Origin of the sequence: Streptomyces sp. SID8352 (genome assembly GCF_009862265.1) — a bacterium.
Taxonomy (GTDB): Bacteria; Actinomycetota; Actinomycetes; order Streptomycetales; family Streptomycetaceae; genus Streptomyces.
Map to the genome: position 1 here is coordinate 299,713 of NZ_WWGX01000043.1, position 15,660 is coordinate 315,372.

At 76.1% G+C, this 15,660-nt stretch carries 12 protein-coding genes; 3 read left to right on the top strand and 9 right to left on the bottom strand.

All coding sequences use genetic code 11. The features are described 5' to 3' along the window. Positions 1-99: 99 nt before the first annotated feature. On the bottom strand, positions 100-639 hold the full coding sequence (locus GTY84_RS15675) for a peptidoglycan recognition family protein (RefSeq protein WP_237532308.1): 540 nt from the start codon (positions 637-639) through the stop codon (positions 100-102). 1,122 nt (positions 640-1,761) lie between these two features. After that, positions 1,762-3,204, bottom strand: coding sequence for a xylulokinase (gene xylB / locus GTY84_RS15680; protein ID WP_161226873.1), 1,443 nt, complete (start codon positions 3,202-3,204; stop codon positions 1,762-1,764). A gap of 431 nt (positions 3,205-3,635) precedes the next feature. On the opposite strand from xylB, the gene GTY84_RS15685 reads away from it, so the two are divergent. Next, positions 3,636-4,079 (top strand): NUDIX domain-containing protein, encoded by a 444-nt coding sequence (locus GTY84_RS15685; protein WP_161226874.1) that lies wholly within the window; start codon positions 3,636-3,638, stop codon positions 4,077-4,079. A gap of 526 nt (positions 4,080-4,605) precedes the next feature. Here the strand turns inward: GTY84_RS15685 and GTY84_RS15690 are convergent. Both GTY84_RS15690 and GTY84_RS15695 read right to left on the bottom strand, forming a co-directional pair. Next, positions 4,606-5,880, bottom strand: coding sequence for an SWF or SNF family helicase (locus tag GTY84_RS15690; RefSeq protein ID WP_161226875.1), 1,275 nt, complete (start codon positions 5,878-5,880; stop codon positions 4,606-4,608). Beyond that, on the bottom strand, positions 5,877-8,696 hold the full coding sequence (locus GTY84_RS15695; protein ID WP_161226973.1) for a DEAD/DEAH box helicase: 2,820 nt from the start codon (positions 8,694-8,696) through the stop codon (positions 5,877-5,879). Before GTY84_RS15695 ends, GTY84_RS15690 begins: the two co-directional genes overlap by 4 nt. 394 nt (positions 8,697-9,090) lie before the next feature. On the opposite strand from GTY84_RS15695, the gene GTY84_RS15700 reads away from it, so the two are divergent. Further along, positions 9,091-9,273 carry a hypothetical protein gene (locus GTY84_RS15700; RefSeq protein WP_161226876.1) on the top strand — a complete coding sequence of 61 codons (183 nt, stop codon included), beginning with the start codon at positions 9,091-9,093 and terminating at the stop codon, positions 9,271-9,273. Positions 9,274-9,750: 477 nt separating this feature from the next. Here GTY84_RS15700 and GTY84_RS15705 read toward each other — a convergent pair whose 3' ends face one another. The 3 genes from GTY84_RS15705 to GTY84_RS15715 are packed head-to-tail and all read right to left on the bottom strand — an operon-like array spanning position 9,751 to position 13,728. Then, positions 9,751-11,088 carry an NAD-dependent succinate-semialdehyde dehydrogenase gene (locus tag GTY84_RS15705; RefSeq protein ID WP_161226877.1) on the bottom strand — a complete coding sequence of 446 codons (1,338 nt, stop codon included), beginning with the start codon at positions 11,086-11,088 and terminating at the stop codon, positions 9,751-9,753. A 46-nt stretch (positions 11,089-11,134) separates the two neighbouring features. Continuing rightward, positions 11,135-12,235 carry a Zn-dependent alcohol dehydrogenase gene (locus tag GTY84_RS15710; RefSeq protein ID WP_161226878.1) on the bottom strand — a complete coding sequence of 367 codons (1,101 nt, stop codon included), beginning with the start codon at positions 12,233-12,235 and terminating at the stop codon, positions 11,135-11,137. Continuing rightward, positions 12,235-13,728 carry an APC family permease gene (locus tag GTY84_RS15715; protein WP_161226879.1) on the bottom strand — a complete coding sequence of 498 codons (1,494 nt, stop codon included), beginning with the start codon at positions 13,726-13,728 and terminating at the stop codon, positions 12,235-12,237. The genes GTY84_RS15710 and GTY84_RS15715 overlap by 1 nt, the downstream gene beginning before the upstream one ends. A gap of 90 nt (positions 13,729-13,818) precedes the next feature. Here GTY84_RS15715 and GTY84_RS15720 point away from each other — a divergent pair, with 90 nt between their 5' ends. Continuing rightward, the gene (locus GTY84_RS15720) at positions 13,819-14,454 is read left to right on the top strand and encodes a TetR family transcriptional regulator C-terminal domain-containing protein (protein ID WP_161226880.1); all 636 of its coding nucleotides are present in this window, start codon (positions 13,819-13,821) and stop codon (positions 14,452-14,454) included. Between the two features lie 112 nt (positions 14,455-14,566). On the opposite strand, the gene GTY84_RS15725 is transcribed toward GTY84_RS15720, so the two are convergent. Further along, positions 14,567-14,770 (bottom strand): hypothetical protein, encoded by a 204-nt coding sequence (locus GTY84_RS15725; RefSeq protein ID WP_161226881.1) that lies wholly within the window; start codon positions 14,768-14,770, stop codon positions 14,567-14,569. A gap of 182 nt (positions 14,771-14,952) precedes the next feature. Continuing rightward, complete coding sequence (locus tag GTY84_RS15730; protein ID WP_161226882.1) at positions 14,953-15,204, bottom strand: hypothetical protein; 252 nt, start codon at positions 15,202-15,204, stop codon at positions 14,953-14,955. Between the last annotated feature and the right edge of the window lie 456 nt (positions 15,205-15,660).

Here is a 15,660-nt window from a genome sequence, read left to right on the forward strand (position 1 = left end):
ACGGTGGTGCGACGGTGACATCGTCACGCGGACGCCATCCGCCGACAACCACTTCGACAGCCCTTCACCCGGGCGTGACGGGTTCCCGCTCCTCCCGGATCAGGCGAAGTTGACGAGTCTGATGTAGCGGACCCAGTCCCACAACGGGCCGGGGTCCGTGTGGTCGCTGCCCGGCACCTCGTGATGGCCGATGATGTGCGCCCGGTCCCGGGGGATGCCGTACTCGGTGCAGATCGCCGCCGTCAGCAGGGCCGACTGCTCGTACAGGGCGTTGCTGAAGTACTCCGGCCGGTCCACCCACCCCTCGTGCTCGATGCCGATGCTGCGCGTGTTGTAGCTCCAGTTCCCCGCGTGCCAGGCGATGTCCCCCTCACGGACGCACTGCGCGATGTGACCGTCGGACGATCTGACGACGTAGTGCGCGGAGACCTGCCGGGCGGGGTCGCGGAAGATGGACAGGGTGTCCGCGTAGGTCTCCTGGGTGATGTGGATGACCACGTGGTCGATGGGATAGACGGTGGGACGGTCGGACGCCGTGTAGTTGGACGTGCTCGCCGGCTGCCAGTCCACCGAGGGGTGGCCCGCGGCCTCGGTCTCCTCGCGCCGGGGCCGCGCGGAGGCCGTCCGGCCGGTGAGCATCGCGGAGGGGACGGTCGCGAGGGCGGCCCCCTGGAGGAGTCGACGCCTGTTCAGGGCCACCGCGGGGCGCTCCGGTTCAGGCTCCTGTCCCGGTCCGTGTCCGTCGGCCCTCTCCTGTGTCCGTCGCATGAGCGCTGCCTTTCGTCGTGGTGGGGGGATGATGGCGTGCTCGGCCGCGGAGCTCCGCTGCCGCGTCGCGCACGTTGGCCAACGGCGGCGCGGCGGCTTGGTTGCGAACGGGTACGCGGTTGGCTCAGTGGGCCGTCGGCGCCGGGTTCGCGTGAATCACGTTACGGCGATGGGCACTTGAGCAGAAGCGCCGGGCGCGGTTCCGTGGATGACCGCGGCATTGTGGAGAACTCGCTCACTCGATCGAGTGAGTTGCCCGGTGTGCGGAAGGGGAAGGGGACGGCTCGGACCCGCTCCACGGTTCCGCCGGACCGTCCGGTAGCGCCTCGCGCGACCCATGGGCGGCACCGGGCGGCGCTCCCCGGGCCCGGAGTCGACACAGGTACCCGACGGGCCCGGCCCGCCACCCTCCGGGCCGGTCCGTCACAGGGCGGTCCGGGATCACCGTCCTCCGGTCCGGGATCACCGGCCCGTGGTCGGGGACCACCGTCCGCCGGTCCGGTCCGTCCCGCGGTGTCGGCGGCCGGAGCGCGACCCTCTGCTGCCGCGCTGCCGCGCTGCCGCGCTGCCGCGCTGCACCACGCCCTCGGGGCCCGGAGGGTCGGCGGGACCGGGGCCGTGCCCATGTCGCGCGGGATGTGCTTCCGTACGTCGCCTCGCCTCGCCTCGCCTCGCCTCGCCTCGCCTCGCCTCGCCTCGCCGCCGTCGCCGTCGCCGCCGTCGGCACGGTCGGCGCGGTCGGCCATCGCGACCACGCGGTCCCGGCCGGTCCGGTCCGGCCGCGTGCGGCACCGTCCGCGGTCGGCGCACCGCTCGGGGGACCGACCGCCGCGGGGACGGCCGTCCGCCGCCTTCGCGCACCCGGCGGGCACAATGCGTGCACGAGCCGATACGGCCGGGGGGCCGGTCGGGCGCACCGGGAACACCCAGGAACCTGCCGGACCGCCGATTTCGGGGAGGCCGCCCCCGTACCGGAACCCCATGGGGGCGCCGTCAGCGGCCGGGGCCCCGCTCCAGGAGCGGCGTCGCGTCGGAGAGCACCCCGGAGATCCTCGCCAGCGTCTCCTCGTCCCGCTCCACCGGCTCCAGCATCGGCCCGGCCGCCGTGTTCCAGCGCCGCGCGACCGCGGCGGGGTCCTCGCCGGTCAGCAGCCCCGCGGCCTGCGCCGCAGCGCCGAGCGCGACGAGTTCCCGAGCCGCCGGGACGCGCACGGGGCGCCCCGACAGCCGCCGCACGGTCCGTTGCCACGCCGTTCCGCGTGCTCCGCCGCCGATCAGGAGCAGGGGCGCGGCCGGGTCCGCGTCGGCGTCCAGGACGCGGTCGAGTGCTCCCAGCAGCGTGTGCACGGCCCCGTCGTAGGCGGCCTGGAGCAGTTGGCCGCCGGTCGTGTCGTGGCGCAGCCCGTGCAGCAGACCGGTCGCCAGGGGCAGGTCGGGGGTGCGTTCGCCGTCCAGGTAGGGCAGGAAGGTGATCTCCGCACCGGGCTCGACCGCCTCGCGGTCCAGGCCCAGCAGGGCGGCCACGCGGTCGACGGCGAGGGTGCAGTTGAGCGTGCAGGCCAGCGGCAGCCAGTCGCCGGAGGCGTCGGCGAAGCCCGCAATGGTGCCGGTCGGGTCGGCGGGGCGCCGCCGGGAGACCGCGTACACCGTGCCCGAGGTACCGAGGCTGAGCACGGGAACGCCGGGGCGCAGCCCGAGGCCCAGGGCGGCGGCCGCGTTGTCCCCGGTCCCGGCGGCGACCAGGGTGCCCGGGGAGAAGGGCAGGCCGTGGCCGCCGCGCACGGTGCCCGCCACCTCACCGGGCCGCACCACCCGGGGCAGCAGCGCCGGATCGAGCCCCACCCGCGCGAGGACGGTGTCGTCGTACGTCTCCGTGGCGGACGCCCACCAGCCGGTGCCCGAGGCGTCGCCGCGGTCGGTGGTGCCCTGTCCGGTGAGCCGCTCGGTGAGGTAGTCGTGGGGGAGGCGGACGGCCCTGGTGGCGAGGACGGCCCCGGGCTCCTGCTCGGCCAGCCAGGCCCACTTGGAGACCGTGAAGGACGCGCCGGGCACACTGCCCGTGCGCTCGGCCCACGCGGCTGGGCCGCCCAGCTCCGCCACCAGACGCCGGGCCTGCGGGGCCGAGCGCACGTCGTTCCACAGCAGGGCCGGACGCACCGGCTCGCCGCGGGCGTCCAGGGTGACCAGACCGTGCTGCTGACCGGCGACCGACACGGCGGCGGCCTCCCGCGCGGCGTCACCGCACCGGGCCAGCGCCTCGCACAGGGCTTCCCACCACTGGCGCGGATCGCTCTCGCGCGCGGCCCCCGAGGTGACGGTGTGCGCCGCGCGGCCCTCGGCGACGGTCCGCCCGGTGGCCGCGTCGACGACCAGCGCCTTGGTGGACTGGGTGGACGAGTCCACTCCGACGACGAGCGGACCCTCGGCTGCCGACATCGGTCTCCTCCTCCTTCTCCGGGGGGCGGTCCTCCGGGACTCCCGCACCGTTCCTGCCCGCCGTCCCCCCGGGTGTCCGGGCCGGCCGCGCCGGACACCACCCGTACGGGACATCCTGTCCCTTCCCGGGGACGCCCGCGGGCAATGATCCGTGAGCGACCGGACCGGCTCACCATGGACCACCTCCCCGGCGTCCGCCGACGCCTCCGGCCCACCGACGCCTCCGCCCGCCGGGGCCGTCGTCGACGGAAGGCGTCCCCCTGCGACCCATGCGCCCCGCGCCACCCATGCGCCTCCTCGCGCCGGAAAGCAGACCCTCCCGCGCGCGGGGCACCGTCAACCCGGTGCGAGCCGGTGCGCCGGGGACCGGGGCGGTCGCCCCTCCAGGGGGCGCGGCACGGCGTTGACGACGCCCTGGGAGGATGGTCCGCATGACACAGGAACACGGTGCGTCAGTCGCCCAGGTGTCCCGGCGGGCTGCGGCGCTGTCGGTCGTGGCGGCGGCCGTCGTCCAGGACGGCCGGCTGCTGGTCGTGAGCAAGCGCGCCGCACCCGACGTCTTCTACCTCCCCGGCGGCAAACCCGAGGCGGGTGAGGAGCCCTCCGCGACGCTGGCCCGCGAACTGGACGAGGAACTGGGCGTCGAGCCGCTCCGGCCCCGGCTGCTCGCCCGGATCGACTCCGTCGCCGTACTGGAACGGGTGCCCATGCGGCTGACGCTCTTCGCGGCGGACATCGACCGGACGCCCCGGCCCGCGGCCGAGATCGCCGACATCAAGTGGATCACCGGCCGAGAGAGCGGACTCCGGCTCTCACCCGCCCTCACGGACCACGTCCTGCCCCTCCTCGTGCGGACGGGCAGCATGGCGCCGTAGGGCGTCCCGGCACCGGTGGGAGGCGGGACTCCGGCCACGGTCGCCCGCTCCGAGCCACTCCGGCTCCGGCCCATGACCGCGAGCACCGCCTTGCCCGGGTCCGCGGCGGCGAGCCCCCGACAGCCCCCGGCCTGTGACCGCGAGCCCCCGCCGGCCCCTGACCGTCGCCGCGAGCCCTCCGCAGGCTCCCGGCGTGGCCGCGAATCGCCGAGGCCCCGGCCCGAGGCCGTGGTCCCTGCGCGCCGCTCGCCCCCTCGTTCCGCTCCGCGCTCACCCCGCCGTTCGCCCGGCCGGTCCCTTCCGGCACCCATCCCCGTCGCCCACCTCCGCGCCCCGTCCCGCCCCCGGTCCTGGGGCCTGTCCGGCCGTTGCCGTCGTCGCCCGCGGGGGCCGCCGCGCGGTGTCAGGTGCGTGTTCTCGGCGCGACGGCCCCGGGCCTTCGTACGGGACGTACTCGGGGCCGGGGCCGGTGCGGCGGGAGTGCGTGCATGGCGCCGTGAGGCGGACGGGAACGGTCAGACCGGCCTCAGGGTTCGTCCCCGGCCGCGGCCGACGCCACGGCCAGCGCCGTCGCCGGGTCCCCGGCCGCCCCGCCGACGGGCACCCACCGGCCGCCCTCCCCCCGGTACGGCCACCACCCGCCCTCGCGGTCCAGCCGGAGCTGGAACGGGGCTCCCGTGACCGTCCACCGGTTGGCCCGCGCCCGCAGTGACGGCCGCTCGCCCTCCTCCCAGGCCGTCGCCAGGGCCGCCTCCGCGCGCGCGAGCGCGTCCCCCGCCACCGGCCACTCCTCGTCCAGCACGGACAGGGCGGCCGGGCCACCGAGCCGCCAGGCGCGCACCGCGACAGCGAACGCCTCCCGGCCGCGCCCCGACCCGGCGGCGAGCCGGTCCCGCACCGCGTCCCCGGGACCGCCCGCCGCCAGCCGGACCGCGTCCTCGGCCACCGTCGGCTCCGCCCGGGGGGAACGCCGGTCGTGCCCGTCGAGCAGGGCATCCCCCAGCAGGCGGTGCGCCTCGGCGGCGGTCCACGAGGCGAGGAGGGACAGGGCCTCCGGATCGACACCCGGCGGGGGAGCGGTCTCGGTGTCCAGGGACGGCGGTACGCCGGGCCCGTCCTCCGGGCGGGGCGGCGGGGGCGGCGGGGGCAGCGCCCGGCCCGCCGCCCGGGCCTCGGCGGCGTCCACACCGTCGGCCTCCGGCTCCGCCGCCCCCGCCCGCCCGGACGCGCCGCCGTAGGCCCGGAGCGACTCCAGGACGGCCCGTTCGCCGCGCCCGCGCATCAGCAGCAGGACGAACGGGTCCCGGTCCAGGAGCAGCGCCATCCGGTAGCAGAGGGCCGCGGTGTGGCCGCAGTGGTCCCAGGCGCCGCATTCGCATTCGGGCTCCAGGTCGCCGAGGCCCGGCAGCAGGTCGATGCCCGCGGCCGCCGCGTCCTCCACGAGGTGTGCGGGCATCTCGCCCTCCAGGAGCGCCGCCACGTGCCCCGACCGTTCCACCGCCATGTCCGTGAACCGGTCCCACTGCTCCCCGGACAGCTCCGCCAGCAGCACGTCGGCCCGGTGCGCCGTGCCGTCCCGGTCCCTGACGACCGCCGTGACGCGCCCCGGCCGCACCGACACCGCGCCGACCGCCCCCGCGCGCGCCAGCCGCCGGCCCGCCTTGAGCTGCGCCGGTTCCAGCGCCCCGTCCTCCAGGGCGCCCAGCCAGGACCGCCCCCACCAGCTCTCCGCGAAGCCCCGCCCCCGCACGGGCGGCAGCGCCGCGAACGTCCGCTCCGCACCGTCGTCGTGTTCCGTCATCGCGCGCCCCCTCGCAGTCCGACCAGTTCGGCCAGTTCGGCGTCCGTCAGCTCGGTGAACGCCGCCTCACCCGAGCCGAGCACCGCGTCGGCCAGCTCCTGCTTGCGGTCCAGCAGGGCGGCCACGCGGTCCTCGACCGTCCCCTCCGCGATCAGCCGGTGGACCTGCACCGGGCGGGTCTGGCCGATGCGGTGGGCCCGGTCGGTGGCCTGCGCCTCGACGGCCGGGTTCCACCAGCGGTCGTAGTGCACGACGTGCTCCGCCCGGGTGAGGTTCAGCCCGGTGCCCGCCGCCTTGAGGGACAGCAGGAAGACCGGCGCCGCGCCCGCCTGGAAGTCACGCACCATGGCCTCCCGCACGGCGACGGGGACGCCGCCGTGCAGGAGCAGCGAGGGCACGCCCCGGGACGCCAGATGGCGCTCCAGCAGCCGCCCCATCCGCACGTACTGGGTGAAGACCAGCACGCTCGACCCCTCGGCCAGGATCGTGCGGAGCAACTCGTCCAGGAGGTCCAGTTTCCCCGAGCGGCCCGCGATCACGGGCTCCTCCTCCCGCAGGTACTGCGCCGGGTGGTTGCAGATCTGCTTGAGGCCCGTCAGCAGCTTCACGATCAGCCCCCGGCGGGCCGTGCCGCCGGAGCCGGAGATCTCCGCGAGCGCCTCGCGCGTCACGGCCTCGTACAGGGCCGTCTGCTCGGTCGTCAGCGACACCGGACGGTCCGTCTCCGTCTTGGGCGGCAGCTCGGGCGCGATGCCGGGGTCCGACTTCCGGCGGCGCAGCAGGAACGGCCCCACCAGCCGGGCCAGCCGCTCGGCCGCGGCCGGGTCCCGGCCGTCCTCGACGGCGCGCGCGTAGCGCCGCCGGAAGGTGCCGAGGCGGCCCAGCAGTCCCGGCGTGGTCCAGTCGAGGATCGCCCACAGCTCAGAGAGGCCGTTCTCCACGGGGGTGCCGGTCAGGGCCACGCGCGCGCCCGCGCCGATGGCGCGCAACCGCCGGGCGGTGTCCGAGTACGGGTTCTTCACGTGCTGCGCCTCGTCCGCCACCAGGAGGCCCCACGGCACGGCGGCGAGCCGGGCGGAGTCCAGCCGCATGGTGCCGTACGTGGTGAGCGCGAACCCGTCGCCGGGCAGGTCCCCCGGATCGCGCCGCGCGCCGTGGAACCGGCGTACGGGTGTGCCCGGCGCGAACCGCTCGATCTCCCGCTGCCAGTTGCCCATCAGGGAGGTCGGGCAGACCACCAGGGTGGGGCCGGCCGTCGCCGCGTCGCCCTGCCGGTGCAGGTGCAGGGCGATCAGGGTGACGGTCTTGCCGAGACCCATGTCGTCGGCGAGGCAGCAGCCCAGGCCCGACGAGGTCATCCGGACCAGCCAGGTCAGGCCGCGCCGCTGGTAGTCGCGCAGGGTGGCGGCCAGGGCGGCGGGCTGCGGTACGGGCTCCTGGGCCTGCGGGTCCGCGAGCCGGTCCCGCAGGGCGGCCAGCGGGCCCGTGGGACGCACCTCCACCAGTTGCCCGTCGACCTCCGCCGAGCCCGTCAGGGCGGCGGCGAGCGCGTCGACCGGCGTGACCGTGCGGCTCTCCCGCGCGCGGGCCCGCCGGACCTCGTCGGGGTCGACGAGCACCCAGCGGTCGCGCAGCCGGACCAGGGGGCGGTCGGCCTCGGCGAGGCGGTCCAGCTCCTCTCGGGTGAGCCGCCGCCCGCCCAGCGCGAACCACCAGTCGAAGGCGAGCAGCGCGTCGGCGGACAGGAACGACGTCCCTCCCCCGGACGGGCCCGGATCCCGTCCGGGGGAGCCCTCGGGCGGTCCGATCTCCGCCCCGGTGGTGAGGCCCCGGGGCAGGTCCCTCGGCCAGTGCACGTCCACACCGGCCCCGGCCAGCGCCCGGGCGCCCGCGCCGAGAAGGCCGGCCACCTCCTGGTCGGTCAGCTCGACGGCGTCGGGCACGGCGGCCGACAGCAGCGGTGTCAGCGCGGGCCAGGTCCGGGCGGCGCGGCGCAGCGCGAGCAGGGTGTCCATCCGGGCGCGCGGTCCGAACGCCGCGTCGGCCTCGTCGGACCACACCGCGGCGGCGTCCGTGACCAGCGAGGGATCGCTGACGCTGTGCACCTGCGGTACGGCGCGGAACACCGGTGCGGCCTCCGCCGCCGCATCCTCGGGAAGCCCGAGCACCTCGACGCGCAGGGACAGCCGCACGCCCGCGTCGTGCCCCGCGGCCACCTCGTCCGCCCACGCGCCCAGCCCGGGCGCCCCGCGCGGCTCGAGGGCGGCGAACAGGGGGCCGTCCGTCACGAGCGGGGCGGCGGGGGAGCGGGGCAGGGTGTCGGCGACGCCGTCCAGGAAGGCCCGCACCAGGCGTTCCGGGACGGGCAGCCGCGGGGGACCGCCGCCGTCCAGCGGGACCGCGTGCGCCTCGGGGGGCATCGCGGCGGCCAGGTGCCGGACGCGCTCGGTGTCCCCGGCGTCCAGCGGGCCGACGCGCCAGGCGTCGTGTCCCGCGGGCGACAGCCCCGGCAGCAGCCGCCCGCGCGCCACCAGGGACAGGGCCTCCACGGCCACCGCGCCCCAGAAGGCGGCCGCCCGGTGGGCGTACGGCGCCACCCGCGCGCGGGTGAGGACGGGGAGGGCGTCCCGCAGCGGCAGCGGGAGGGCGGGCACGCGCACCGCCACGACGCCGTCCCCGTCCGGCACCACGACCGTCAGGTCCTCCAGGAACGCCGAGGGGACTCCGGCGGGCGGCTCGCCGTCCGGGTGCCAGAAGGCCACGCGGGCGGTCCGGGCGGGGTCACCGGGAAGGAGCACGGCACAGCAGCGGATCAGACCGATGGCGAGGCCGGAGCCGTCGTCGGGGCCGGGGGAGGGCGGTTCCGGGTGGGCCGTCTGCACAGCGATGATGAGTCCTCAAATTTGACTAGTTGGCGGGCGGGCGCCGAATATACCCCCTTTCCCGGAGTGCGGTGTGCGACCGGGGCGTGTCGTGGATCACTATGGAAGGAGCGGGCCCACGTCGGCGGCGGGCCGCCCCGGACGCCGCCCGGGGCCGCCGGGAGACGGGACCGCGGAGACCGCCGCTGTCGGTCCGGTCGGCTCCGTCGGCTCGCGCCGGATCTCAGGGTTTCTTCAGGGTTCCGGGGCTCCGCGGAGCGGAACCGCGCGGAGCGCGGGGCCGTTCTCAGGACAGAGAGCGGCGCAGTGCCGCTGAGGAGGCGACGCCATGTCAACGAATGCCAAGGTGGCCGCAGGGGGTGTGGCGGTCGGGCTCATCCTGCTCATCTGGCTGCCCTGGTGGGCCGTCCTGCTGATCGTCCTGGGAGTCCCGAGCGCCGCGTATCTCACCCTCGACCCCTCGCAGCGGCGGCGGCTGCGCCGCGTCGGTCGCAAGCAGATCGGCCGCTGAGCGGGCCGGAGCCCGTCCGGGGACCACGCGGACCGGCGGGCGTGCCCGCACGGCGGAGCGGGGGCGGTCCACGGGGCCTCCGCCCCGTCCACGCGCCCCGTGTCGGACCGCCGGACGGGGGCGGGGGCGTGACCGGAGGCCGCGGGGCGGATCCGGCCAGGTCGCACGGCGACCGGCCCGCCCGCCCGAAGCGGTGGGCGGGCCGGTCGACGGACAGCGCCGTACGGGCCGGAGACGCCCGGCTCGGGGCGCGCGTTCCCGCGTTCGGCGCGTTCGGGCACGCGGGCACCTGTACACCTGGCACGGGCCCCGCGAGGGCGCCGACGCGCGGTGCTCAGCCGTGCCGCGCGCCGACGCGCGGTGCTCCGTCGTGCGCGGACGCCCGGCGCGGCACGGCCGAGGACGCCGCGCGCACCGGCCCGGTGGTCGGGGCGCACGCCTCCCGCCGTCCGGGCGCCCCGGCCCCGGCTCCGGCCGTCAGGCCACCGTACGGATCAGCTTCTTGTTGACGAACTCCTCCATGCCGGCCCGGCCCAGCTCGCGTCCGAAGCCCGAGCGCTTGATCCCGCCGAAGGGCAGCTCCGCGCCCTCCGCGCCGACGCCGTTGACGAACACCATCCCGGCCTCGATGCGGTCGGCCACCCGCGCGGCCTGCTCGGGGTCGGTGGTGAAGACGTAGGAGCCGAGCCCGTAGGGGGTGTCGTTGGCGATACGGACGGCCTCGTCCTCGTCGGCCGCGGGGAAGACCAGGGCGACGGGACCGAAGAGTTCCTCACGGGCCGCCGGGTGGTCCGGGGCGATCCCGGTGAGGACCCCGGCGGGGAAGAAGGCGCCGTGCCGCTCGCCCCTGCTGTGCAGGGTGGCGCCCTGGGCCACGGCCTCGTCCACCTGCTCGGCGAGCCGCTCGGCGGCCGCCGCGGAGGAGAGCGGTGCGCCGGTGGCGTCCGCGAGCAGCCGGGCCGTGAACCGCTCGACGAACGCGTCGTACAGCTCCCGTACGACCACGAACCGCTTGGCGGCGTTGCACGCCTGGCCGGTGTTGTCGAGGCGGGCCGCGACCGCGGCGTCGACGACCGCGTCCAGGTCGTCGGTGGAGAGCACGAGGAACGGGTCGGAGCCGCCCAGTTCGAGGACGACCTTCTTCAGATGCCGCCCGGCGGTCTCGGCGACGGCGGCACCGGCGCGCTCCGAGCCGGTCAGCGAGACGCCCCGCACCCGGGGGTCGGCGATGATCCCGGCGACCTGCTCGTTGGTGGCGTACACGTTGACGTAGGCGCCCTCGGGGAAACCGGCCTCGGAGAACAGCCGCTCAAGGAGGGCGGCGGTGGCCGGGCACTGGGGGGCGTGCTTGAGGACGACGGTGTTGCCGACCGCCAGGTTCGGGGCCGCGAACCTGGCCACCTGGTAGGCCGGGAAGTTCCACGGCATGATGCCGAGCAGCGCGCCCACGGGTCCGCGCCGGACGACGGCTCCGCCGGGACCGGAGGTCACGTCGAGCGGCTCGTCGGCGAGGAACTCCTCCGCGTGGTCGGCGTAGTAGTGGTAGATGTCCGCGCAGAAGTCGATCTCGTCCTCGGCCTCGGCCAGGGGCTTGCCCATCTCGCGGACGATGCCCGCGGCCAGTTCGTCGCGGCGCTCGGTGTGCAGGTCGCCGAGGCGGCGCAGCAGGGCGGCGCGCTCGGGGACCGTACCGGTGCGCCCCCACTCGGTGGCGGCCGTGTGGGCGGCGGTCACGGCCGCCTCGACCTCGGCGTCGGTGGCGGTCGGGTGCGTCTCGACGACTTCGCCGGTGGCGGGGTCGGTGACGGCGTACATGGGATCTCCGGGGGTGAGGGGGGAGGTGGCGGGGGCGTGGACCGGCTCAGGGCTCCAGGATGGTGCGGAGCCCGGTGTTCGACCGGAGGTCGTCGAAGGCCGCCGCCGCCTCGGAGAGCGGCCGGGTGCGGCCGATCAGATCGTCCAGCGGGAGCCGTCCGCCGAGGTAGAGGCGGGCCAGCCGGGGGATGTCCCGCTCGCCGATGCTGGAGCCGTAGTTGCAGCCGAGGATGCGCTTGCCCTGGTCGGCGAGGTCGAACAGGTTGAACGACCCGGTGGCCTCGGCGGCCGCCATGCCCACCAGAACGGCGGCGCCGCCGGAGGTCAGCATGCCGGGCAGGGTCTCGACGACCCGGGGGCTGCCGATGGCCTCGAAGGCGTAGTCGACGCCGCCGAGGTGCTCCTGGCACCAGGCCGCCACGTCGGTGGTGGCGCCGTCGAGGGTGTGGGTGGCGCCGAACCGGCGGGCCGCGGCGAGCCGGTCCGCGGAGAGGTCGACGGCGACGACCGGATCGGCACCGGCCAGCCGCAGCCCCATGACCACGCTCAGCCCGACCCCGCCGGTGCCGATGACGACCGCCGACTCGCCCGGGCGGACCCCGGCGGTGTTCACCACGGCGCCGACACCGGTGGTGATGGAGCAGCCGAGCAGCGCGCCGATGCCGAACGGCAGCTCGGCCGGGACCTTGACCGCCGCGCTCTCGGGGACGACCAGGCGGCGGGTGAAGGCGCCCAGGCCCAGGTAGGGCCAGATCGGCTCGCCGTCCGCGTCGGTGAACGGGGTGGTGCCGTCGGGCAGGGTGTTCTCCACGGCCCGGGTGCCGGTGCACAGCCACGCCTGGCCGGCCACGCACTTGCGGCAGCGCCGGCAGGGGGCGAACCAGGAGAGGACGACGTGGTCGCCGGGGCGGACGGAGGTGACGCCCGCACCGGTGGCGGTGACCACGCCGGCCGCCTCGTGGCCGAGGACGAGCGGGCGCTCGGTGGGCCAGTCGCCGGTCACGATGTGCAGGTCGGAGTGGCAGACGCCGGCGGCGCGGACGTCGATCTCGACCTCGCCCGGGCCGGCGGGCCGGGCGGCCACCTCGCGGCTGCCGAGTCCGGTGCCGGGGTCGAAGACGACGGCGGGGGAGAGTTCTGTCGGCATCAGGACGCCTTCATCTCTTCGGTGGTCGGGCGGGCTTCCGCGGCCCGCGGGAGCCGGGTGTGGGGCTTGGCGAGCGCGACGTAGGCGATGCCGAGGACGAAGAGGGCGGAGAAGACCAGGATCACGGCCCAGGTCTGGACCCAGCTCCCGCCGACCGGGGCGAGTTCGGCGCGGGGCCAGGCGATGTTGACCGCCTCGAACAGCAGCCACACCACGGCGGCCACGTTGACGACCAGGCCGACGCGGCCGAGCCGCAGCCGTCCGGCCGCGGGGTTCCAGCGGCCGGTGAGCCGGGCGACGAGCGCCACCACGGCGACGGTGAGGAAGATGAAGTAGAAGCCGCCGGAGCCGAAGGCGATCAGGGTCGCCGCGGCGTTGCCGTTCAGTCCCAGCAGCAGCCCCAGCCCGGCCAGGACGGCCGTCGCGATGAGCGAGACGTAGGGGATCTGCCGCGGGCCGATGGTGGCCAGGGTGGCGGAGAACGGGAGCTGCCGGTCGCGGGCGAAGGCGAAGACGGCGCGCCCGATGTACGTCTGGATCGAGATGGCGCAGGCGAAGAACGCGATCAGGACGACGAGGATGAAGGGCTTCTCGCTCCAGCCGCCGAGTCCGTCGGTGACCGCGGAGAAGACGGGGTCGGCGAGGGCGCCGGCCACGGCGTCCCGGGGCTTGTCCAGCGCCATCGTCACGGCCAGGCCGGTCAGCAGCACGGTGAAGGCGACGAACAGGTAGGCGCGCAGCAGGGCCCGGGGCACGCTGCGCCGGGGCTGCTCGGTCTCCTCGGCGACCTGGGTGGTGGCGTCGAAACCGAGGAAGGCCCAGCCGGCCACCGCGAGACAGGTCAGGAACCCGGCCAGCACCGAGCCGCCGGAGGCGTTCTCGGCCCCGAGGGTCTCGAAGAGGATGCCGAAGCCGTTGTGGCGGGCGAACACCAGCAGGATCAGGCTGACCGCGATGGACGCGACGCCCTCGGCGATGATGCCCGCGTTGAGGAAGTGCTTGACCGGGTTGACGCCAAGCAGGTTGATGCCGAGCGCGACGGCGACGAAGACGACGCCGAGCAGGACGTGGGTGGCCGGGGACGGGGCTCCGTCGGCGAAGAGCATGTACAGCCAGCTGGCGCCGAGGTAGGCGACCGTCGTCAGTGAGGCGACGGCCGAGGCGAGGTAGAGCCAGCCCGTCAGCCAGCCCAGCCGGGGGCCGCCCAGCCTGCGCACCCACTGGTAGACGCCGCCGGTCATCGGGAACTGCGAGGACAGCTCGGCGTAGACGGTGGCCACCAGCAGCTGGCCGAGGAAGGCCACGACGACCGCCCAGATCCAGGCGGGACCCGCGAAGACGAAACCGAGCTGGACGACGGCGTAGATGCCGACGACGGGGGAGATGGTGGCGAAGCCGATCGCGAATACGGCCCAGGCGGACAGGGTGCGCTTGAGCTCCTGCTGGTAGCCGTATTCGGCGAGGTCACCGGCGTCGGTGCGGGGGTCGTTCACATGCTTCTCCTGACCACGTCGGGTGCCCGGACTGCTATTGGGCATCCGACCAATTGCCTAATTGGTCGCATACTCAATAACATTCGTCCCATGACGTCAAGGGGTCCAGGCAAACGAGTGCGCAAGGCGCCCGCCGAGCGCCGCAACGAGATCGTCACCACCGCCGCGAGGGTGGGCCTCACGGAGGGGCTGGAATGCGTGACCCTGCGCAGGGTCGCCGATGAGCTGGGGGTCCAGGCGGGGCTGGTCGGCCACTACTTCCCGGCGGCGGACAAACTCGTGGCCGAGGCCTTCGCCAGCGCCACGATGACAGAGCTGGACACCCTGCTGCCGGAGGCGGGCACGGACGCGCCGCTCGGCACGCTGCGGAACTTCTTCGGGCTGATCTCCAGCGCCGAGTTCGACAACATCAGCCAGCTGTGGCTGAACGCACGGCACCTGTCCCGCTACCGTCCGGTACTGCGCGAGCACGTGGTGGAGCAGGAGCTGCGGTGGTGCCGGCGGATCGAACGGGTGGTCGCCGCCGGGGTCGCGGCGGGGGACTTCCGCTGTGTCGACCCGTGGGTCGCGGCCGTGCGGATACTCGTCGCGATCGACGGGACCACCGCGTACATCAACACCAGCGCCGACCACCGCGCGGCGGCGACGGGTGACATGGTCCGCACCTTCGCGGAGGCCGAACTGGGCGTGATCGAGGGGACGTTGGACACGCCCCCGGTGGGGTGAGCGGAGCGGCCCGGAGTCGCTCGCGCGACCCCGTGCGGCGCCCCCGGTGAGCGGCGGGGGCGCCCCCGGCCGGGATGCCGGCCCCGCGGGGGAGGGCGGGTCCGGGCGGCGGTCAGGCGCCGGTGCCGGTGCCGCCGCAGTGCGGGGCCGGGCACTCCACCAGAACGGTCACCACGGGGTCGGAGGCGTCCCCGTCCCCGGGCGTTCCGACCGGGTCGCCCGGGAAGACGCGCATCCGCCGCCCGCAGCGCGCGCAGCGGGGGCGGGGGAGGGCGGGGAACCCGGATCGGCGCCAGTGCGCCGGGAGGACAGTCATGCCGTCGACGATGGCACAGGACCGCCGCCCCGTCCGGTCCGCGCCCCCGCCGCCCCGTCCGGAGCGACCTGGCCCACGGGTGGCCGGGTCGCCCCGCCCCGCGCCCCGCCCCGCGCCCCGCCCCCCGCCCCGCGGCCCGGCGCGGCGGGCGGGCCCGGGGCTCGGGCGCCCCGGCGGCGGTCTCACGCCGTGGGGCCGCCGCCGGGCCGGGCGGCCGGGGCGCTCAGGCAGCGCAGCGTGCTCAGGGCCAGGGACAGGATTGTGCCGGGGTCCCTGGGGTCGAAGTCGTCGGCGAGCCCCGGCAGGCCGCGGGCGCGGAGGCGGGCGAGGGTCTGCCCGTTGCTGCCGCGCAGGGCCCGCAGGAAGTCCTCGGCGCGCTCGGTCTCGGATGACGGCGCCGGGCTGTCCGGCGCGGCGGTGGTCCACACGGTCATGCGCACTCCCTCGTTCGGCCTTCGGGCGTCTCGGGTCGTCACACGTGTCCCCGGGGCACCGGACCGGGCATCGACGAACGGTCCGGGACCCCGGCGGCGGCCGTCCGGGCGGCGGGCCGTCCGGCGGTCACCGGTTCAAGGGGGCGGGGTGCGGGGCGAGTGGGTCCGGGGCACGGTTCCCGCCGCGTGCCCGGGGGCGTTCGGCGCGGTGCCGGGTGCGGTGCCGGGCCCCTCCGCACAGGAGCCCGGCGGTTCTCGGCCCACCGGGCGGCCGGGGCCCCGCGTCCCCGGCGGCCGCGGCCCGGCCGTCGTTTCCGCTGCGCGGGAGGAGTGCTCCTTTCGGGCCGGCCAAAGCGGGAGCACGGCCCCTGCGGACCGGATAGGGAATTCAATCAGCCGGGGTGCGGCGAAAACAATGGACCAAAGTACATGAGTGGACCGTGATCATCCCGCGGT

Coding starts and splice junctions, on each gene's coding strand:
- GTY84_RS15675 (WP_237532308.1), bottom strand. CDS start 639: ATGCTCACCGGCCGGACGGCCTCCGCGCGGCCCCGGCGCGAGGAGACC.
- xylB (WP_161226873.1), bottom strand. CDS start 3,204: ATGTCGGCAGCCGAGGGTCCGCTCGTCGTCGGAGTGGACTCGTCCACC.
- GTY84_RS15685 (WP_161226874.1), top strand. CDS start 3,636: ATGACACAGGAACACGGTGCGTCAGTCGCCCAGGTGTCCCGGCGGGCT.
- GTY84_RS15690 (WP_161226875.1), bottom strand. CDS start 5,880: ATGACGGAACACGACGACGGTGCGGAGCGGACGTTCGCGGCGCTGCCG.
- GTY84_RS15700 (WP_161226876.1), top strand. CDS start 9,091: ATGTCAACGAATGCCAAGGTGGCCGCAGGGGGTGTGGCGGTCGGGCTC.
- GTY84_RS15705 (WP_161226877.1), bottom strand. CDS start 11,088: ATGTACGCCGTCACCGACCCCGCCACCGGCGAAGTCGTCGAGACGCAC.
- GTY84_RS15710 (WP_161226878.1), bottom strand. CDS start 12,235: ATGCCGACAGAACTCTCCCCCGCCGTCGTCTTCGACCCCGGCACCGGA.
- GTY84_RS15720 (WP_161226880.1), top strand. CDS start 13,819: ATGACGTCAAGGGGTCCAGGCAAACGAGTGCGCAAGGCGCCCGCCGAG.
- GTY84_RS15725 (WP_161226881.1), bottom strand. CDS start 14,770: ATGACTGTCCTCCCGGCGCACTGGCGCCGATCCGGGTTCCCCGCCCTC.
- GTY84_RS15730 (WP_161226882.1), bottom strand. CDS start 15,204: ATGACCGTGTGGACCACCGCCGCGCCGGACAGCCCGGCGCCGTCATCC.